Source organism: Pacificimonas aurantium, assembly GCF_020092905.1.
Lineage (GTDB): Bacteria > Pseudomonadota > Alphaproteobacteria > Sphingomonadales > Sphingomonadaceae > Pacificimonas > Pacificimonas aurantium.
The window spans coordinates 721,647-742,544 of sequence record NZ_JAGSGB010000002.1 but is presented as its reverse complement, the minus strand read 5'-3'; the positions used below and the strand labels follow the sequence as shown (position 1 = coordinate 742,544).

Below are 20,898 nucleotides of genomic sequence, written 5' to 3'. Positions count from 1 at the left end.
GTCCACGTTCGACCACTGCCGAGCACCGCTCGCGAATGACCCGGAGATTTCGATGCCCGACGCCCTTATTGCCTGGTTTGAGGATATTGGACGCGGCGACGTCGCCATGGTTGGCGGAAAGAATGCTTCGCTCGGTGAGATGGTCGGCGCGCTGTCGAAGCGCGGTATCAGAGTGCCGGGAGGCTTCGCCACAACGGCGCAGGCCTATCGGCACTATATCGCGGCCAACGGCATTGAACCCGAAATGAGGCGCTGGATCGAAGCGCTCGATGCCGGGCGCGCCTCGCTTCAAGTGGCAGGTGCTGCGATCCGGCATGCGTTTCTGGAAGGGGCGTTTCCACCGGAGATCGAGGCGGCCATCGGTGAAGCCTATGACGCTTTGTCTGCGCGCAGCGAACAGGATGCGGTCAGCGTCGCGGTCCGCAGCAGCGCGACAGCGGAGGATCTTCCCGAAGCGAGCTTCGCCGGGCAGCAAGAGACCTTTCTCAATGTCACCGGGAAGCGCGCACTTCTCGATGCCTGCCGGCGCTGCTTTGCCTCGCTCTTTACCGACCGGGCGATCAGCTACCGTCAGGCACAGGGTTTCGACCATATGGATGTTGCCCTGTCGATCGGAGTGCAGCGCATGGTGCGCTCGGATCTCGCTGGATCGGGGGTCATGTTTTCAGTCGATACCGAAACGGGTTTCCCCGACGTGATCGTGATAAGTGCCGCCTGGGGGCTTGGGGAGACTGTCGTCCAGGGCTCGGTCGATCCTGACACCTACCGTGTCTTCAAACCCTTTCTCGAACGTACAGATACGGTTCCGCTTATCGAGCGCAGTCTTGGGGCCAAGGAGCGCAAGATGATCTATGCGACCGGCGGCAGCGTCAGGACGTTGACCAAGAGAACCACGCGCCGCGAACGCGAGACCTTCGTCCTCTCCGATGACGAGGTACTTGAGCTGGCGCGCTGCGCCAAGACCATCGAAAAGCATTATGGTCGCGCGATGGACATGGAGTGGGCGAAAGATGGTGCAACCGGCGAACTCTTCATCGTCCAGGCCCGCCCGGAAACGGTTCAGGCGGGCAAGGCAGCGGGAAGACTGACTACCTACAGGTTGAAACAGCGCGCCGAACCGCTGCTTACGGGCGCGGCGGTCGGCGAGGCGATCGCCACCGGGGAGGTTTGCGCGATCCGGGACGCCTCGCAGATCGAGGCTTTTCGAGATGGTGCAATCCTTGTGACAGGCATGACCGATCCGGACTGGGTGCCAATCATGAAGCGCGCAGCGGGTATCATCACTGATCACGGCGGAACTACCAGCCACGCAGCGATCGTCAGCCGCGAACTCGGCGTGCCGGCCATCGTTGGGACACAGACAGCGACGCGCACCCTGCAGGACGGGCAGCCCATCACCCTGTCATGCGCGGAAGGCGACCGCGGTGCGGTCTATGAAGGGACGCTCGAGTTCGAAACCATCGAGTTCGACCTGGCGGATCTGCCCGAGACCGAAACCGATGTGATGCTCAATATCGCGAGTCCGGCCGCCGCCATGCGCTGGTGGCGCCTTCCCGCGCGCGGAGTAGGCCTCGCGCGGATGGAATTCGTGATCAACCACCTGGTCAAAGTTCACCCGATGGCGCTCGTCGCCCCGGAGAAGGTCACAAGCGAGGATGCCAGGCGCGCGATCGCCGAGCTTACGCACGGATATGCCGAGCCTACCGACTATTTCGTCGACACGCTCGCGCTCGGCATAGCCAAGCTCGCGGCCCCGTTTCATCCGCAGCCGGTGATTGTCCGCCTCAGCGACTTCAAGACAAACGAATATGCTCACCTTCTCGGAGGAGAGGCCTTCGAACCGGATGAGGAAAATCCGATGATCGGATGGCGCGGCGCTTCGCGCTATTACAGCCCAGGCTACAAGGCGGGTTTCGCGCTCGAATGCCGCGCTTTGCGGCGCGTACGCGAGGAGATCGGCTTTGAGAATGTCATCATCATGGTGCCATTCTGCCGTACGCTCGCCGAAGCCGATCGGGTCCTCGAAGTGATGGCGGAAAACGGTCTCGAACGAGGCCGAAACGGTCTCCAAATCTATATGATGTGCGAGATTCCGGCGAACGTCCTGCTCGCGGAGGAGTTCGCACAGCGCTTTGACGGATTTTCGATAGGTTCCAACGATCTCACCCAGCTCGTGCTCGGGATCGACCGCGATTCCGAGCTTCTCGCCGATCAGTTCGACGAACGCAACGAGGCGGTAAAACGGGCGATTGGCGAAGCCATTATCAAGGCGCACCAGGCCGGGATAAAGATCGGAATTTGCGGCCAGGCACCGAGTGACCATCCCGAGTTTGCCGGTTTCCTGGTCGATTGCGGGATCGACTCCATTTCGCTTAACCCCGACAGTTTTGTTGCCGCAGTCAAGGTGGTCGCTCAAGCCGAGGCCATGTCGGATAAAGGCCGAGCACAACCGGCTGAGGGTTCGCGGATATGAAGGTCGTCATCTTCGAGGCCGAGGAATGGGAGGCGAGGGCATGCCGCGCACTTTCCGGCAATCACGAACTCACTTGTGTCAAGGAACGGCTGACATCTGATAACGCGGCAAAATACAGCGATGCCGAAGTGATCAGCACATTCATCAATTCACGGCTCGATGCAGAAGTCCTGCGCCACTTCCCCGAGCTGCGGCTGATCGCCACCCGCTCGACCGGCCACGACCACATCGATCTGGCCTGGTGCGCCGCAGAAGACATCGAGATCGCCAACGTTCCCGACTATGGTGATGTTACTGTAGCCGAGCACAGTTTTGCCTTGATGCTGGCTGCCGCGCGATATCTCGTTCCGGCGGTCGAACGTACACGGCGCGGAAATTTTTCACAGGATGATCTGCGCGGTATCGAGCTGCGCGGGAAGACCCTTGGCGTCGTCGGGACCGGCCGCATCGGGCGCCGCGCGATCGAGATCGCGCGCGGGTTTGGCATGAATGTCGTAGCGTTCGACGTCGATCCGGATAGCTCTGCGGCAGCAAATCTCGGCTTTACCTATTTGCCTTTCGCCGAACTCCTTTCCCAAGCCGACATCGTCACATTGCATCTGCCGGCAACCCCTCAGACCCAGGATCTCCTGTCCGATGCCGAGTTCGCTGCCATGAAGACCGGCGCGCTCCTGATCAATACGGCGCGCGGCAACATCGTCAGCGTTCCCGCTCTGGTGCGCGCGCTGGCGGAGGGGAAACTCCGCGCCGCTGGCCTTGATGTGCTCCCGCAGGAGCCGCTCGTCCGTGAAGAGGCAGAAGTGTTTCGCGGACCGCCGCTGGAGAAGGAGAATTTGGAGGCCCTCGTGGCCAATCATGTGCTTCTGCGCTTTCCGAACGTCATCGTGACTCCGCATGTCGCCTATAACACGCATGAGGCGGTCGCGCGCATCATCGAGACGACAATTGAGAATATCGAAGCTTTTGCAATGGGTTCGCCGAAGAACCTCATTGTTTAGGGGGTCAGTCGCTCGGTGTGCGGGCGGCGAATTCTGCCGCTTCGCGCGCCATTCGCTCCTCGATTCCGCCACCCCAGCCATTCTCCAGTGATGCCAGGCGCTTCATGGCTTGCCGTTCGTCAAACAGATAGAGCAGCGTATCGCTTGCGATGGGATAGGCCGCTCCAGACCCTCCGCCATGTTCGATTACCACCGCCACCGTATAGCGGGGCCGGTGAACCGGCGCATAACCAACGAACAATCCATGATCGCGCAGCTTCCAGGGGAGAGAGGCATTGGAGCGGACGCCGCGGCGACGTTCGGCCATCGTGATGCGGCGAACCTGCGCGGTGCCCGTCTTGCCCGCCAGCTTGATGTTCGGAAGGGGAAGGCGGGCGCGGGTTGCGGTGCCCTGGCCATTGACAACATCCTCCATTCCCTGGCGGACGATCGCAAGCATTCGGGGGTCAATTTCGAGTGGTGCGGCAGGCGCCTCCTTTGCGGCAAGTAGCTTGGGATGGGTTTTCTCACCGGCGGCAAGCCGCGCCGTCATGACCGCAAGCTGCAGCGGGTTGGCGAGCAGATAGCCTTGCCCGATTGTCGCATTGACAGTGTCATAGGCTTCCCAAGGCTCGTTGTATCGTCGCCGTTTCCAGGCAGGATCGGGGACAGTGCCGTAATACTGATAGGGAACCGGCAAGCCTAAAAACCGCTCGCCAAGCCCAAAACGTCTGGCCATGTCGGCAATTGGCTGAATGCCCACCCGAATGCCCATGACATAGAAATATATGTCACAGCTTTCTGCAATCGCCCGGTTCATGTCGACTACACCGTGGCCACTACGGCGCCAGCAATGGAACGTGCCGCCGGCAATGTTGATCCGGCCGGTACAAAGGACGGTTTCGTCTGGGTCGATGTTCTCATTCAGCAAAGCCAGGGCCGTGATCGGCTTGATGGTCGATCCGGGCGGATAAAGTCCCTGGAGGGTCTTGTTTCTGAGTGGAACGCGTTCGTCTTGCGACAGCATGTCCCATTCGAACTGGCTGATCCCATCCGAAAAACTGTTGGGATCGTAGGCTGGCATCGAAGCCATAGCGAGAACGCCGCCGGTGACCGCGTCGAGCACCACGACCGAGCCGGACTGGGTGCCCAGTCGCCGCGACGCATAGGTTTGAAGCCCACCATCAATGGTCAATTGTACGCTTTTACCTATAGTGTCGGATCGGACCTCTAGCGCGCGTACGACCTTGCCCGTGGCTGTCACTTCGGCCCGGCGCGCGCCGGGCTTGCCCGTCAAATGCTCGTCGAGCGTCTTCTCGAGCATATCCTTGCCGACTTGCATGCCCGGAACCATTAGCAAGGGATCGCCGGTTTTTTCATACTCCTCGCGGCTTGGGGCTCCGACATAGCCGAGCAAGTGAGCTGTCGCGGCTCCTGCTGGATAGTGCCGCGAAAACCCTCTCATCGGGGATACGCCGGGGAGGTCGGGAAGGCGTACATTTACAGCGGCATATTGGTCCCACTCGACATCGCTCGCAACCCGCACGGGCTGGTGATCCAATGCTTGTTCGAGGTCGGTCTTGAGGCGGTCCGTCTCATCGGCGCTAAGATCGAGCAGCTCGGCAAGCTGCTTCACGACCTTATCGGCGTCCTCGAGGCGATCGGGCAGGAGATCGATCATGAAGACCGATTTGTTGCTGGCGAGGGGGACGCCCGTGCGATCAAGCAGCAATCCGCGCCTCGGCGGGATCAGGCTCAGCTGAAGCCGATTGCTCTCGGAGAGCAGTTGCCATTTTTGGTTTTCGGCGATCGCAAGCCAGGCGAGCCGGCCTGCCAACACACCGCCGAGACCGAGCTGCACCGCGCACAAGATTGTCGCCCGGCGAGAAAACTGCTGCTCCAATATCCTCTTGTTCGTTGGCGGTTTCGCCACACACACTGCTCCTTATTGCAAGACTCCCGGTTTTGATTGTCCGTCCAGACCGGCTCCTGGTGCGCGCTGGCCTGCCCGGGCGGCACCTCATTCGGATAAACAGACGCGGGGCGCGCTTGGTGATTACGAGAACGTCGCCGACGGCGAAGTTCAGAACAAATGGGTGTTGCCTCTCGCAATGAGATGCAAGATCATGTTCATGGGAGCGCAGGCCTCCTCATCCTCATAGGGATCCGGGCCCTTTCGGCGGTCAGTCTAGGCCTTGTTCAGATTGGCGACTTCGACCGCGAGGGACCGCTGTGCCTGCGCGACAAGAACTCCATGATCGGTAGCAGGTGGGATCGGCGGGAGTATCGAAACGGTAATCGATCCAGGATGCAGCCGCATGCCCTGCCGCCAGAGCCGGCCGGCATCGTGGGCAACGATTACTGGGGGTATCGCCAGATTTCGATAGAGCAGTTCCACTCCGCGCTTGAATTCGATCGGGCTTCCCGGCTGCTTGCGTGTGCCTTCGGGGAAAATGAGCACCGAGCGACCCGCCGCTACTTCCGCGCGGCAGGCCGCAAGCATTTCACGCAGCGCCCGCGCCGACTGAGCGCGATCGACCGGGATCATGGGGGAGTTCTTCAGGAACCATCCTATCACAGGCAGCGCCAGAAGCTCACGCTTGGTGACAATCGCCACGTCAGGGAAGAGAACGAGTGCGGCAAACGTTTCCCAGGCCGATTGATGGTTGGCGATGATGAGGACGGGACCCTCGGGCAGGTTAACGCGTCCCCTTTCCGTATAGCGGATTCCGGCCAGCGCAGCGAGGAGACAGAGAAGGCCGCGCGCCCAAATCCGGGTGAGCTGCCGAATGATCCGCGGCGGACGACCCAGAAGAACCAATAGCGGGATCAAGGGCGCAAAAAGGAGAGTCCACACCGCCGCCGACACTGCAAAGGCGAGACTTCGCATAGTGGTGATCAGGCGGCTCATCGGGTTTTCTCGTCTCGGTGCAGAGGATTTCTAAACGGGCTGAAACAAGAGACGGGGCACGGCAGCTCGGCTTACAGGACGAAGCGCATCAGCGCGTTGTTTCCCGGCCGGAACCTCTCATCATTCGCCGAAACACCAAAGAAATCTGAGGGGCGGGGCCTCTCCCTGCGTATTCCAAGTAGGTGGAACTTCGGTGGGGAAGAACTCATGCCATTATCTTACGCCGCACAATCAGAGGATATTGTTGCCGAAGAGCAGGAGCGTTCCGAACCTGAGAACCGGCGAGAGACGAACAGAGAGATTATTGAGCGGGTTCTTGTTGGCGATTATGTCATCTTCCGCCGGCTTGCTCTCAAGCGTCTGCGCGACCGCCTCGCGGCGGATGATGTCCTTCAGTCCTTCTGCGTCAAAGCGCTTGAGCGCGCGCATCAATTGCGTGATGAAAATGCCGTCCACGGATGGCTGCGGCGCCTCTTCGAGACGACGTTGCTCGACCATTACCGGGCCTCGGCGCGGCTCAACGCCAAAACGACCCCGCTTGAACCCGGCGGCCCACCCTTGGAAGAAATCTCGGGAGAGAGTTTGTCGGTCGATGAAAGCGAGGTGGTCGAGGAGGTATTGGCGACGCTTCGGCCAGCCTATACGCAAATCATCCGGCAAATGGACCTGGGGCGGGACGAGCCTTCAGTCATCTCTTCGCGCCTCCACATTTCGCCCAACAATCTCGCCGTAAGACTCCATCGTGCCCGCGGCGCATTTCGCGATGCTTTGGCCGACACCCCTATTGCTTTGCAAACTTGAGGAGCCGACGCGCTCGTGTGGGCGGGCAGAGACTATGTCATGCCTATTCAGTGAGACCGAAACGAGGTCTGCGCTGTAATAGCAGGCGCGCTCCCGCGTCTATGTACATGCATGCGAGCTCTAAGGGTCGAATTGTCGGGACCATTTGGCTGCGTAAAAGCCCGAACCCGCCAAGCTCGTTGCCGCGGCGATGCCTCCAACCCCGCGCCTCGGCAGTGCGGCACGCCGTGATCCTCCCCCCTCCTACGGCGTGCCGCCATTGCTTTCCGACAAGCGGGAGCAAGACCGGTGTCTGATACGCTCTTGCTATTCCTCACGCTGGATTGGCTCGCGCGGTTTGCTATCTTCGCGGTGATCATTTTCAGCCGACCAGCGGTTGGCGCACAGGGCTGGCTCGCGCTGGTTCTCGTCTTCCCCATTCCAGCCATTCTCGTTGTTCTCTGGGCGTTCCGTCCGCTGGCAACGGCGCGCAGGCGTGCGCGTTTTGCTGAAGCGCGCAGGCAGCTCAAGATTGCGCGCCGCCAGATCCTGATGTCGCAGCACTGCTCACCGCCGCAGCTTCCCGCGCATCTTGTTCGGGCAGCGCAGCTCATCGAGCGGGTCAATTTGTTCCCTGCGGTGGGTGGAAACAACATCGAAGCGCTAGCGGATTATCAGGAAGTGATCGACCGTCTCGTGGCCGACATTGGTACTGCCCGGCACCATGTTCATCTCACGACCTACATCTTCTCCGACGATGCTGTGGGCAACCAGATCATCGCGGCGCTCGTGGCTGCCGCAAGCCGCGGGATAGAATGCCGCGTTCTGATCGATGCGCTCGGTTCCTATTGGTGGTCCCGCCGGATCATTCGAAAACTCAGGAGCTGCGGGATAACGGTGCGCCGCGCGCTGCCCGTATCGCTAACGAACATGGAGGCCCTGCGGCCCGATCTGCGCAATCATCGCAAGCTCGCTGTGATCGACGGACGGCTCGGATATATCGGCTCGCAGAACGTCATCAGCCCCGAGCTACCGGGAGGTCAGCGCAGCAAGGAATTCGTGGTGAGGGTCAACGGACCCGTCGTGCTCCAGATGCAGGCGCTCTTTGCCAATGACTGGTTTTTGGAATCCGGCGATCTGTTGAGCGACGGGGCGCTCTTTCCGCATGAACGGTCCGCAGGGGCGGCGCGCGCACAATTGGTGGCTGGCGGACCCGAATATCGGCGCTCTGTCATCCGGCTGCTGCTCGATGCGCTGGTGCATACGGTCGAACACCGTCTGGTCATCACGACCCCCTACTTCGTGCCGGACGAAGCGCTCCTGCTCGCGCTCGAAGGGGCCGCCGCCCGCGGTGTCGAGGTCTGCTTGATTCTACCGAAGAAGGGCGACCATCGTCTGGTCGATCTGGCGCAGCGCTCTTTCTTCGATCGAATGCTGGAAGCGGGCATCGACATACACCTCTATCATCGCGGCTTCCTGCACGCCAAGCATGTAAGCGTCGACGATGACCTCGTCCTTGTCGGTTCGATGAACATCGATTTGCGCTCGCTGGAGTTGAACGGAGAAGCTGGCCTCCTCATCTATGATCAGGACACAACCGCGCGCCTGCGCGAAGAGGAGGCGCGCAACATTGCGGGGAGTGAGCGCTTGGTTCGCGCCGAATGGAATGCCAGACCTGCGCTTGCCCGCGCTGCGGAAAATGCAGCACGGCTCTTTAGCCCGCTATTATAGGATCAACTTTGCTTTGCACGGCAGACTTCGCGTCGCGCATCTTTGCCAAACACCCCGCCAGGATTTTCACGCGCTGGGAGGAGCGTTTGAATAGCTCCGGGCGGAATTCTCAGGCGGGGGAGGGGTGTTGTACATTGCGTCCAACAATGCGGACCCGAAGTTCGACTGTTTCGCCATTCTTCGGGAGTACAATCGCATTCCCGGCATGAGTTTTGCCATCAACGGTGAGTTCGACGTCAGCGCAGCCAAGCCCTTGCGGATCTTCGACTTTCACTGACACCAACCCGCCACCAACGCGCAGTGTCGCGCTGAAGCCGCCCCAGTTGGGCGGGATACAGGGATTGACGATGAGTTGGCCATCGATCTGTTGCAACCCCAGGATGCTTTTTGTGGCGAGCTGCCATGCCCAGCCAGCGGCCCCAGTATACCAGCTCCAGCCCCCTCTGCCCGTATGTTGCTTGCCCGCAGATATGTCTCCGGCGACGGCGTAGGGCTCCAGGCGATAATGCTCGGCCTTGGCGTGATCGTCAGAGCGACGGACGGGGTTGATCATGTTGAACAGGGCAAAGGCCTTCTCGGGGTCCTTCACCCGCGCAAAGGCCATGCCCAGCCACGCGGTCGCATGCGAATACTGACCCCCATTTTCGCGAATTCCCGGGGGATAGGCCTTTATGTAACCGGGATCGATCAAGCCTTCGTCAAACGCGGGCCAGAGCAGCCTGGCCAACTGGTCTTCCTGCGAAACAAGCATATCCCATGCGGACTGGAGAGCCTCGCTCACGCGCTCTTGATCAGCCGAGGCAAAGGCCGCCCATGACTGCGCGATCGAATCGATCCTGCATTCGTCGCTTTCTGCCGAGCCGATGGGCCGCCCGTCATCATCGAACGCGCGCAAGTACCATGAGCCATCCCACGCGCTTTCTTCCGCGCGCCGTCTTATCTCGGATGCCCGTTCTTCCCATTCTTTCGCCTCGTGCATCCGACCGGTCCGGCGGCAGATGTCGGCGAAGCCTTGCGCTGTGACCGTGATAAACCATGCCAACCAGACGCTTTCGCCATGGCCCTTCGCGCCGAGGCGGTCCATTCCATCATTCCAGTCCCCGGCGCCGATCAGCGGCAGTCCATGGGCCCCGACTGCCAGAGCGCGGTGCAGTGCGCGCTCGCAGTGCTCGAACAGCGAGCCGCGCCACTCGGTCGCATCGAATTGCGCATATCGATTGGCTTCGTCGGGGGCGAGTTCATCGGCATCGAGGAACGCGACTTCCTCGTCGAGGATATCAAGGTCACCGGTCGTCGTGACATAGATGCCGACAACATAAGGCAACCAGAGTAAATCGTCGGAAAAACGCGTTCGCACGCCGCGATCAGCAGGGGGGTGCCACCAGTGCAGAACATCGCCCTCTACGAATTGATGCTGCGCGCTTTCGAGGATGTGCGCGCGAGCGAGCGCCGGCGCGGTGTGGAGAAGCGCAAGAACGTCCTGCAATTGATCGCGAAAGCCGAAGGCCCCGCTCGACTGATAGAATCCCGTGCGCGCGAGAACACGGGACGACAGCGTCTGGTAGAGCAGCCAGCGGTTGACCATGACGTCGAAAGCAGGGTCCGGGGTTGAGACTTGAAGGGCGCCGAGTGTCTCATCCCAGAAATTCTCCAGCGCTATCATTGCCGTCTCTGCCTCGTCTGGCTCACGCCAGCGCTGGGCGAGTTCCATGGCCGCATGGTGGCCTAGCCCTTGGCCGAGCACGAACAGGATTTCTTCTTCCTCGCCCGGGCCAAGATCGAGGTGTATCTGATAGGCTCCGCATGTATCGCCGCCCGCGCATACGCTGTTGGTTAGACCCCATCGCCGAAGCGCCGCGGGATCCGCCGGGTCCCCACCCCTGCCGATGAATTCGCCGCGGTCGGTCGTGAAGCCGTGCGGTGGGCGGTTTGCCGTGAGAAACGCCACCTGTCCGGCAAAATCGCTGTTCCAGCGGTTCGTTGCCGTGATGGTCTGCGTCTCGGTGTCAAAGTCGCAGACTATGTGCGGGCGTGCGATACTGGGAAGAGAGCCGAGCAGCCACTCGGCATAATAGGTTGCGGTTACGCGCCGGTGCCGGTCTTCGCAGTTGCGGATCCGCAGCCGAACGATCTTCACCGATGCATCAAGCGGTACGAACATTGTGAGCTGATGGGCCAAGCCGGCGAACCGTTTTGACCATGTAGTGTAACCCGCGCCATGCCTGACTTCGCAGGCAGCGGCATCGCCAACAGGAGCAGGCGTTATGGTCCATACCTCGCCAGTTTCCTCATCACGCAGGTAGAGTGTTTCGGAGGGACGGTCCGTGACCGGGTCGTTCGACCATGTTGTGAGACGGTTCTCGCCGCTGTTTATTGCCCAAGTATACCCCCCGCCAGCTTCGCTTACGAGCGCGCCGAAGTCACGGTTGGCGAGAATGTTGCACCACGGAGCAGGCGTCGCCTGCCCGGGTTCGACGAAGATGACATATTCGCGGCCATCCGCCGTGAACCCACCCAGACCATTGTCGTAGAGAAGGTTCGCTGAACGTTCGAGCGATGTCATCGAGGGATGCTGCGCAGCCCTTGTTGCAGAAAACAGCGGCAAGCGGTTTGGCACATCGTGCGCTTCTTCCAGCTGTTCCTGCAAACTACCCCGTGCGTCGTCGAGGGTGACACGCGCCGTGCTCTCCAGAAGGCGCACCCGATCCGCACCGATCTGATCCGCGAAAACGATATGCACGCCGCCCTTGCGTCCAAGCAGCTCCGCCATCTTCGCGCGTTGCAGCGCCTCCCTGAGCTGGTCGAGCACCGGTTCGATGTAAGCTGAGCCGGCAAGCTGGAGGATCACCAGATCCACCTCTAGTCCGTGCCGCCGCCACAATCGATGGGCGGCGAGGAGGACGGGCAGCAGGGTCGTGGTCTCACCGGCAGACCGCAGCAGAAGGATGGGGTAATCGCCGGACACGCCCATCCCCCACAAATCCGCTTGTCCGAGACTGTTCTCGTTCTTGATCGTCCGCGCGCTCGATGGGGCGTTCTGCGGATAGATGAGAGCCGAAGCGAGCTGCTGCACGACGGGCAGGTGTTCGGCTTCGATGTTCATGTGAACCAGGGAGCGTGCATTTTCGGTTGCCGTATCGTGGAGCGCCCATTCGATCGAATCGAGAGACGAATGACGCTCGGCCAGCTCGACGGCGGTTTCGCGCGACGCGGCTGCGACTGTCAGGAAACAGATTTCCCTAATCTCGAACGGCTCCAGGTCGATGAGGTGTTGAAGAGCCATGACCGGGTCCAGGGTCCACCCTTGGGTGTTCTGCACGGCTTCGGTCGCTCCTGTTGGGGAGCGCAGGCTTTCATGACGCCTGATGAAGGCGCGCCGGTCGGTTTCGAAGCGGGCATTGCGAACCGGTCCCCCGCCATCGACCGCAAAATGAAGGAGCACCGGCGGCGTGTCCTGTGGCGCGCGCGCGCGGCGCTCGAACAGCAGACCACCAAGCGATGGGACATGCTCGCTCTTGATAAACAGTTTGCTGAATGCCGGGTGCCGCTCGTCCTCGAGCGGCTCGCCGAGCACGATCTCGGCATAGGTCGTCACGCGAAGCTTGCGGTGACGGGAACTCTCGTTGATGAGCCGCAAGCGCCGCACCTCGATGTCGCTTCCGGCAAGAACGCCAATCTCGAGACGCGATACAACGCCTTGATCGCGCCGGCGAATTACTGCCTGGTGCGCATGGCATGTGACCTCGTACTCTTCCGCTTCGGACCCGGTTGGTTCGAGCGTCGCCGACCATAGCCGTCCGGTGTCTTCATCGGCGATGTAGATCCAGTAACCGTCCGCGTCGTGAGTGGCGTCGGCCACGAAGCGTGTCAGCGCCCGGTGATGCCAGCGCAGTCCGCCGCTACCGCTATCAGAGAGCCACGTCGATAAAGGCCCGTTTCCAAGCAGGAGCATTTGCGGCACGGATGCTTCGCGCCTGGGTTGCCATGACGCAGGCAGAGTGACGGGCGTTCCCCGAACCATGGAAATCGTAGGGTCGGCAAGCCTGTCAATTTCTGGTGGAATCTCGCGTGGCACCCGTTCGCTCAACAACAACATCGTGGGCCGCATTCGTGGATCTTCGGCGAAACGGCTAGCGAACCGGTCTGAGAACAGCGCATTGACGATCGCCGACAGGAGCATGCCTTGGTGGTGTGCCATATAAGCATTAACGGTCCGGGGACCGCTGCCCGGGGACCGCTCAGGCGTGAAGTCGAGCGCTTCGACCAGGCCATATCGACCGCTGCCGCCCGATCGTGTCAGCAGCCTGAGGTTCGCTACTGCCTTCTTTGGTGCAACTGCCAGTGCAAGCGCAGTTGCGTAAGGCGCGACAACCATGTCCCGCGAGAGGCCCCGTTTCAAGCCAAGTTCGGGAACGCCGAACCCTTGATACCTGTAACGGTGTTCAGGATCGCGAGCGGAATATGCCGATTCCGAGATACCCCAGGGAACGCTCTGGGCTCGCCCGTAGCGCTCCTGGACGTCGACCACCATCCGCTCGCTCTCGCCCAGCAGCGTGCCGGTGTCCGGCTTGAGCAGCAGGCGCGGCATAAGATATTCGAACATCGAGCCGTTCCAGGAGATCAGCATCGCTCCACCCTCGACGCGCCGTAACGGGCGGCCCAGATGGAACCAGTGTTCTGGCGGAACATCGCCTTTTGCGATGGCGAAAAAGCTCGCTAGCCGTGCCTCGGAAGCGAGGAGGTCATAATAATGTGTATCGGGACGTCCCAGACTGACATTGATGCCAATGCGCAGGAGGCGCCGGTGCTCGTCATAGAGAGGCGCAAACTCCATTGAATAGGCCATCTCGATTGCTTGGTCTGCGAGGCTGGACAGTTGGTCAGCCGGGATACCGCCGTTCCCCAGGTCCCGGCACATCGAACGTATCTGGTACTGCAACCGATCGACGAGCACCTCGATGTCGACCAGATGGTTCGGCGCTGCCTTTTCGGACTGCTCGCCCAGACCAAGCGCTGCCTCCATCTCCGGGATCAATACCTCGCAGATATCCTGCAGGCCGGCCATCCAGTGGGCACGGTCTTCCTCGACACCCTCCAGGCGCGACCTTAGCTGGGTGATCCAACGAGGAAGCGCTGCATCCTCAGAGTTTTGCGCGACTTGTTCGATCAGATCGATCACATCGATCAGGCCGCGCCAGCGTTGCTCCTCCATACCTTCCGCACGCCGCGCCTCACGCAAGGAAGCAGCGTAGGCGAGCAGGGCCGCCGCGAGATTGCCGCTGTCCACCGTCGAGACATATCGAGGTTCCAGCGACGCGAGCGTTCTTGTGTCGTACCAATTGTAGAAATGTCCTCGATATCGTTCCAGGCGATCGAGCGTGGCGAAAAGGTTCGCCGTCCGCGCCGCGAGTTCCGAACGGCCGATGTAACCGAGGTCCCAGGCTGCGGCTGTCGATAGCATCAACATGCCGATATTCGTCGGTGACGTGCGCTGCGCGATTTCTGCATGCGGAGCGCCCTGGTAGTTGTCCGGGGGGAGCCAATTGTCTTCCGGACCAGCGAAGGTCTCGAAGAAGAGCCAGGTCCGCCTCGCCAGGCCCCGCAGGAAGCGCCGGTCATCCTCGGCAAGCGGTTCCGCATCTTCGCGGCGTTCGCGGGCCATCGCCCAAGTGATTTCCGGCGCGGCGATCCAAAGAATGAGCAGCGGAAGGGATGCGGCCAAAGCGTCAGGTTTGATGGCGGCAAGAAGCGCCGCGAGAGCGACCGAAATAGTCGGTCCCAACCACATCTTGCGCCATATGACACCTCGCGCTCGGTTCGAGCGGAGGTCGGTGGCGGAGTGCGCGGCGCTTGTCCATTCGAGGAGGTTGCGCCGGCTTGCAAAAAGCCTCCAGAGCGTGACCGCGATCGCACGCACCGACAATATGGCGTCATCGAGCAGATAGACGACGGCCAGAAACCAGCGGCCGGCCTGATCGCGCAATTGCGGCCCCAGGCTACGCGATGTCCCACGCCGCCGTCCTGTCGCCAATCCGGTCACCAGATCGGTGAATACCTGGCCCGCTGGCATGAAGAAGGCCAGCAGGCTCCAGAACCAGGCTTGTCCCGGCAGGATGAGCCAACCCGAGATCGCCAGCAAGATCGTTGCCGGGGCAACCAGACTCCGCCTCAGATTGTCAATAATTTTCCATCGGTCGATGGCGGCGATCGGATTTGGGGATCTTGTGCCATCTGATCGCCTCACCTTGCCTGCCAGCCATGGCAGGAGCTGCCAGTCCCCGCGGATCCAGCGATGCGCGCGCCGCGCATATTCGAGGTAGTTTCCGGGAAAGCCTTCGAACAGGACGATATCGCTGGCCAGACCAACCCGGCCATGGACACCTTCGAAGAGGTCATGGCTGAGAATGGAATTTTCGGGCACGCGCCCGGCAACGCTGCGGTGGAAAGCATGAAGGTCGTAAATGCCCTTACCGACAAAAATTCCCGCGCCAAACAGGTCCTGATAGACGTTCGAGACAGCCCGGCTGTAGATGTCGATTGACGTATCGCCGGCAAAGAGCCGTGCGAACAGCGTTCGCGATCCACTCTGGGGCGAAATCTCCACCCGAGGCTGGATGATCGTATAGCCTCCAAGCAACGTTCCAGTGTCCGGATCGAACTTGGCCTGGTTTAGTGGATGGGCAAGCGTGCCGACGAGCTTTCGCACAGTGCCTGTAGGCAAGGTGGTGTCCGCATCGAGAGTGACGACGAAGCGAATATTGCGGGGTATTTCGCGCGAGCCGACATGTCGATGGAATGCTCCACCATCGCCTTCGATGAGCATGTGATTGAGCTGCTCAAGCTTTCCGCGCTTGCGCTCCCATGCGAGCCAGCACCCTTGTGCTTCACAATACTGTCGAGGGCGCATCAGCAGGTGAAACGGCTCGCTTCCCTCGCTGCGATAGCGAGTGTTGAGCGCGAGAATCTCCCTTTCTAGTGCCTGCTCGATTTGCTTGTCCCCGGCAGTGCTTTCGCTCGCCGCGTCGGCGAGATCGGCCAGGAGCACTACGTCCACCATCGGCTCGCCGTTCGAAAGCCAGTGGTTCTCCAGCTTTTCGATCAGGAAAGGCACTTCGTCCTCGCGGGCGATCACGACCGGGACCGCAATCAGCGTAGCGCAGTCCTCCGGCAGCCCGTCACCAAAGTCGAGTTTGAAAAGAACTCGCGGTGGCAAGAGACGCGTGATCGACCAATGCAAGAAAGTGATCGCGACAACCGAGGCGGGAATGAGCGACAAGGACAAGCCGGCGAACCATCCCGTCGCGCCTGCGTCAGCGGCGTCGAGATATATCGCTGGCAGCAATAGGGCCCAGACAAGGAGCCCGATGAGCGAAACGAAGTAGACCGGGCCAGGATGGCGCAAGGCATAGTCCAGAAGCCGAACCCGAGCCGGGAATACCGCTCCCGTCTGTTGCCGGAATGCCCGGCGTCCTTCACCGGCGAGCCAGAATCCGACGTGATGAGATCGGTCGTCAGGCAAAGCAGCGCGGCTTGCTTGGATCGCCTCGAGTGCGACATCGGTCTCGGATAAATCGCCATATTCCGCCAGTTCTTCAACCGCGCGGCGATAGCGATCGCGGCTATCGAAATCCATCTGCCCGTAATATCCGGATGGGTCGTTTCGCAAGATCTGTTCTACCGGACTTACGTCGTCGAACAAATCCTCCCACGAGATGGCATCAAGGGTACTGAGATTGGCGATCGCGCGTGCGACCCGTTCATTTGCTTCCAGTGCATGCGCCTCGCCTGCCCATGAGGTGGTCGCGACGGGCACGTCGAGCTGATCGCACAGCAGGGTCGACAGGGTTTCCACGAGGATCTCGACGCAAGCGATGCGAAGCATGGCCGGGAACGCCCAGAGTTCTCCGATGCGGAGCGGCGCCGTGCGCTGATAAGCGATCAGGAACCGGCTCAGGGCCGATGCCGAAACCTGCATTCGGCTCAGTTCGAGAAAACGGTGCGCGAGCACGAAGGCACGCGGGAAGCCAATGGTTTCTTCACCCTCGAGGGCTGGCAGTTTGCTATAGAAGCCGGTCGGCAGATCCTGTTTGATCTGCCTCAGCGCGCGCTGGACCACATAGTCATTGTCGAGCAACCATTCCGCCGCCTTGCTGGCTTCGGCCCCAGCCTTGGCGCATGCCAGGCAAGCCGCACGCAGCCACTCGAGGATGGCATCGGTTCCCGTGCGAGCGGGAATCTCTTGCGCTGCTTGCGGGGATATCCGGTCCTCCTCGGCAAACTGGATTGCAGCATGATCGAGCGCCGAGAAATCGCTATTAATGTCCGACATCAGCTGGCGAATTCAGTTTCCGCAGCGAGGGCCTCGAACATGAAGCCAGAGCGGCCCGGTTTGGCCAATGGAATCCGAAGGTCCGGTTGGACGATGAATGTCGGGCAGGGCGCACTTTTCGCCAGAGCGCCGGCGACACTTCCGTAGGGCGCGCTGGCAAGGTTGGTCTGGCCATGGGAAGCGACCACAACAAGGTCGATTTCGAGGCGGGATGCGATCAGATTGAGCCGCTCGCACGTTTCGCTGTCGGTTCCGAAATACACGGTAGCGTCGATGCCTTGCCGCAGGAGCCTCAACTTCCATGTTTCGAGATAGTTGCGGGCGCGCGCGGAGGTATTGCTCCTATTGGAACCGGCCTGTGTTTCGAGTGAGGGCAACTCGGCGGTTGGAGAAACAATGTGCGCCAGGATCACTTGCGCTTCTAGCGACTGGGCAAGCCTTGTGACAACCGGCAGCACGCTCTCGGAATTGGGCGATCCATCAAGCGGCACCAGAAGTCTGCGGTACTCGGCCGAACATTTCCTTTCGCGTCCCGAAGGAAGTAGAAGCATGGATGCTGCGCCGCTTTTCAGCAGCCGGTCGGCGGTGGTGCCCAGGCCTGAATGTGGACCTCGCCCGCTATGCCGCGCGAGGACGAGGACCGACCCGCGATGACCCTCCGCCCAGTCTATCAGCCGTTCATGGGCGGTCCCCGGGAGAACAACGGGCAGCACATCCGAGACCGTCTCGCTTGCCTCCCCAATAAGCTCGCCTATGCCGTCGCGGCATTCGGTGAAGCGCAGGTTCCACTCGATCGGGTCGGCAGGAAGAACCCCATGCGGGGCCGTTTCAACGATCTGGGCAAAGCCAAGCTGCAGGTCGAGAGCTTTCGCGATTGCGCGCGCGTGCCGTGTCACTTCGAGGCGGTTCATGTCTTCGTCCAGACAAGCAAGAATTTGCGGCGCTTGGCTAGAAAAGCGGGTGCGTTCGTCTCCAACCGGCGACCTCAGCACCGTGCTGGCACGTGATCGGGTATTCGTCGACATGGCAGTACGCTCCGGCATCATCGTTTCGCCCAGGCAATCATGCCTGGTGCCCCCGCGAATGGATTTTATGGCACATCGACCATCAGACGCAGGAAGCACCGGCATGGTCTCACCAGCCTCATGCAGGGCAGCGAGACTTCTTCTCGAAAGCCGGCCGATCGGGGAAGGCCGACATATACTTGGACGCGAGCGGCACTGATCAATTACACCCGCACCATTGGTTCGCGTGCGGTCTCGCGTTCCAAGATCGAACCGGGATTATCGATCGGTGGAGGCTCTGGCCCGGCGGGGCATCTTGCTCACCAGACTGCGCGCAAGGGTCGATGCGCATTCGCCTCCAAGCGAAGAGGCTCTGCCCTGTCAGGGCTGCGCAATGTGCGCCGGCGGCCCGCCTTGCTGCCGATCAATGTATTTCTCGGGGCGCTGATCGAAGCGCCGCACGCACTGAGCCGAGCAGAAGAAATAAGACCATCCCAAAAATTCGCGGTGGGCCTCGACGGTCTCTAGCGGAATGCTACGCTGGCATACTGGATCGGTCACCTGCATCGTCAGAACGCCGTTCCATGTTCGCACCACACGCAATTGCAGTCCTGATGGTCGCAACTTGGGTCATGTAAGCCCCTGCGCAGGCGACGTTCTGCAGCGGGGAAGAGCATAGCGTGGAGAGATGATGCCGCATACAGCTTGTGCAGCCTCTCTCCCGTACTGGCTTGCATCAGTTTCGCTGTCACCCAATGGCGTCCTGTCGTTCCGATGCTGTTGAAGACAAAACGATTGACGATGCCCGCTTTCATTCTCGGTAAAAGCAAACGGCGCCACAATTGCTCATAGCTTCGATTTTCGAGGATGCTTTGTGCAGCGAGCGCGCCCGAAGTGATTGAATAGCGTAAACCAAACCCCGCAAGGGCATCTTGGAAACCAGCATGCTCGCCCGCAACCGGATGGCGCCCCTGGACTGCGCTTCTTGGGAGTCGCAGATTTCCATAACCGCCGAAGGCTTGTTCGTTACGCATCACGAGCCCGACTTTCTCCCGGAAGAAATCACAGGTTCGCTCGACAAATTCCTGTTGCCGTTTGAAGCCGCTAAAAAGACACGCTGCGATAGTCCCGCGGCCTTGATGGACGAGGAGATAGGCATAGCCTCGCGGTGCCAAACGGTCGTCGAAGGCAATGTAAGCTCCATCTTCACACTCGGTTTCGAATACATATCCCGAGGCGATAATATCGGCTTTGCGCGGTCCCCCGGCGAGGATCGTTTCTCCCTCGGTTTCGCGAACGCGACTCCCGAAATGGACCCGCACACCAAGCGCCTCTGCCTGCTTGAGGAGCCCATACTCGAGGCTTTGCACCGATCCGCCGCGCTCAACGAGATAATAGAGTGGGCGGCGCGCTGAAATCTCGTGCCGCCGTCCGCGCGCATCGAAACCCGTGCCTGTCCGGACTGGATGGGCCAGGAAGTTGATATCGATCCCCCAGCTTTGGAGTTCGCACAGCGTATCCTCGTCGCAGCTCCAGTTTTCAAGGCCCTGGAAATCGCCGTGAAACCGCGCCCCGACGTGGCGGTGCCATTCGTGAAGCTCGACATCCCTTCCGCCTTTGGCGAGCACGATCGCCGCGGCGAGACCCGCCGGACCTGCGCCGACCACTGTAACGGCTGCGCTCATTAGGTCAGGTCAGTCGCGAACCGCGCCCCGGCAGGAATGGAGCAAGTTATTGTCACCTCCCTGGCTTGGCGGAGACGAGCGTGCGAAACTTCGGGAAAAACCGGGGAACGCGTGCTGCGTACTGACGATAGCGTTCGCCGAACTCGGCGAGTGCCTCTCGCTCCTCCCGCAGCGACAGCCGCCAGTACATGAGGAGGAGGATCGGGAACATGGCCAGCGTAAGTATGGTCGGCCACTGAACCAGAAAGCCCAGCATGATGAGGACGAAACCGACATATTGCGGGTGGCGGATGCGAGCATAAGGTCCTTCGGTTGCAAGTGCCCCCCCCTTCTGTGCCTGATAGAGCACGCGCCACGCGGCCGACAAAAGGATGAAACCACCTCCGATCAATCCAAAACTGAGGAGGTGGAACGGACCGAAATGCGGATTGCCGCGCCAGCCAAACAGCATTTCGAGCAAATGACCGGAATCGTGCGCGAACCAGTCAACCGACGGATAATTGCTCTGCAGCCATCCGGACAGGAAGTAGATGGTAAGCGGGAAGCCGTACATCTCGGTGAAAAGCGCCACGAGAAAGGCGCTGAACGCCCCAAAGGAGCGCCAATCGCGGCCCGATTTCGGCTTGAAAAAGCTGAACGCAAAAAGAATGAAGATCGCCGAGTTGAAGGCGACCAATATCCAAAGTCCGTATGCGGAATCGTGCATCGTCAGCGCACTCCTCTTTCGTTGCCCGGCCGGTCATTAGCCGCATAGCGGGAGGCAGTTTTCTTGGACGCGCTATCGGTTGTCTGGTCATGTGCGCCATGGTGCCCGGAAGGTGGTGTATCGGCCTGGCCATGCCCGCCGTGTCCGCCATGCCCACCGTGCATGAAGAGGTGGATGCCCACGCAAAACGCCAGGATCAATCCGAGCAGATAATAGTCGCCGGGGATATGGGCCTGATGCTCGAACAGCAGCAGAAACCCGGCGGCGAGAAGAAACACGATCACCGTTATTCCCGCGCGCGT

At 60.7% G+C, this 20,898-nt stretch carries 12 protein-coding genes; 4 read left to right on the top strand and 8 right to left on the bottom strand.

Annotated elements, in window-relative coordinates; genetic code table 11:
• Positions 1–52 precede the first annotated feature (52 nt).
• Positions 53–2,473 (top strand): phosphoenolpyruvate synthase, encoded by a 2,421-nt coding sequence (gene ppsA, locus KCN53_RS10375; protein WP_088712495.1) that lies wholly within the window; start codon positions 53–55, stop codon positions 2,471–2,473.
• Positions 2,470–3,471: a hydroxyacid dehydrogenase gene (locus tag KCN53_RS10370; RefSeq protein WP_046904082.1), complete on the top strand. Its 1,002-nt coding sequence runs from the start codon at positions 2,470–2,472 to the stop codon at positions 3,469–3,471. Before ppsA ends, KCN53_RS10370 begins: the two co-directional genes overlap by 4 nt.
• A gap of 4 nt (positions 3,472–3,475) precedes the next feature.
• Here KCN53_RS10370 and mrdA read toward each other — a convergent pair whose 3' ends face one another.
• The gene (gene mrdA / locus KCN53_RS10365) at positions 3,476–5,353 is read right to left on the bottom strand and encodes a penicillin-binding protein 2 (protein WP_224199598.1); all 1,878 of its coding nucleotides are present in this window, start codon (positions 5,351–5,353) and stop codon (positions 3,476–3,478) included.
• Between the two features lie 285 nt (positions 5,354–5,638).
• Positions 5,639–6,361, bottom strand: a complete 723-nt coding sequence (locus KCN53_RS10360) for a lysophospholipid acyltransferase family protein (protein WP_047822097.1) — start codon at positions 6,359–6,361, stop codon at positions 5,639–5,641.
• 207 nt (positions 6,362–6,568) lie between these two features.
• On the opposite strand from KCN53_RS10360, the gene KCN53_RS10355 reads away from it, so the two are divergent.
• Both KCN53_RS10355 and cls read left to right on the top strand, forming a co-directional pair.
• Positions 6,569–7,162 (top strand): RNA polymerase sigma factor, encoded by a 594-nt coding sequence (locus KCN53_RS10355; RefSeq protein ID WP_088712497.1) that lies wholly within the window; start codon positions 6,569–6,571, stop codon positions 7,160–7,162.
• 288 nt (positions 7,163–7,450) lie between these two features.
• Positions 7,451–8,872 carry a cardiolipin synthase gene (gene cls / locus KCN53_RS10350; protein ID WP_172406228.1) on the top strand — a complete coding sequence of 474 codons (1,422 nt, stop codon included), beginning with the start codon at positions 7,451–7,453 and terminating at the stop codon, positions 8,870–8,872.
• Between the two features lie 109 nt (positions 8,873–8,981).
• Here cls and KCN53_RS10345 read toward each other — a convergent pair whose 3' ends face one another.
• The 6 genes from KCN53_RS10345 to KCN53_RS10320 form a co-directional block, all read right to left on the bottom strand.
• Positions 8,982–17,201, bottom strand: coding sequence for a GH36-type glycosyl hydrolase domain-containing protein (locus tag KCN53_RS10345; protein ID WP_224199596.1), 8,220 nt, complete (start codon positions 17,199–17,201; stop codon positions 8,982–8,984).
• A complete protein-coding gene (locus KCN53_RS10340) occupies positions 17,201–18,112 on the bottom strand; it encodes a universal stress protein (protein WP_224199594.1) in 912 nt (303 codons plus the stop codon). Before KCN53_RS10340 ends, KCN53_RS10345 begins: the two co-directional genes overlap by 1 nt.
• Positions 18,113–18,586: 474 nt before the next feature.
• The gene (locus tag KCN53_RS16255) at positions 18,587–18,772 is read right to left on the bottom strand and encodes a YHS domain-containing protein (protein ID WP_046904089.1); all 186 of its coding nucleotides are present in this window, start codon (positions 18,770–18,772) and stop codon (positions 18,587–18,589) included.
• Between the two features lie 2 nt (positions 18,773–18,774).
• Positions 18,775–19,890 (bottom strand): NAD(P)/FAD-dependent oxidoreductase, encoded by a 1,116-nt coding sequence (locus KCN53_RS10330; protein ID WP_082134958.1) that lies wholly within the window; start codon positions 19,888–19,890, stop codon positions 18,775–18,777.
• A 52-nt stretch (positions 19,891–19,942) separates the two neighbouring features.
• Positions 19,943–20,596, bottom strand: a complete 654-nt coding sequence (locus tag KCN53_RS10325; RefSeq protein ID WP_046904092.1) for a methyltransferase family protein — start codon at positions 20,594–20,596, stop codon at positions 19,943–19,945.
• Positions 20,597–20,598: 2 nt separating this feature from the next.
• Positions 20,599–20,880 (bottom strand): DUF2933 domain-containing protein, encoded by a 282-nt coding sequence (locus KCN53_RS10320; RefSeq protein WP_224199591.1) that lies wholly within the window; start codon positions 20,878–20,880, stop codon positions 20,599–20,601.
• Positions 20,881–20,898 lie beyond the last annotated feature (18 nt).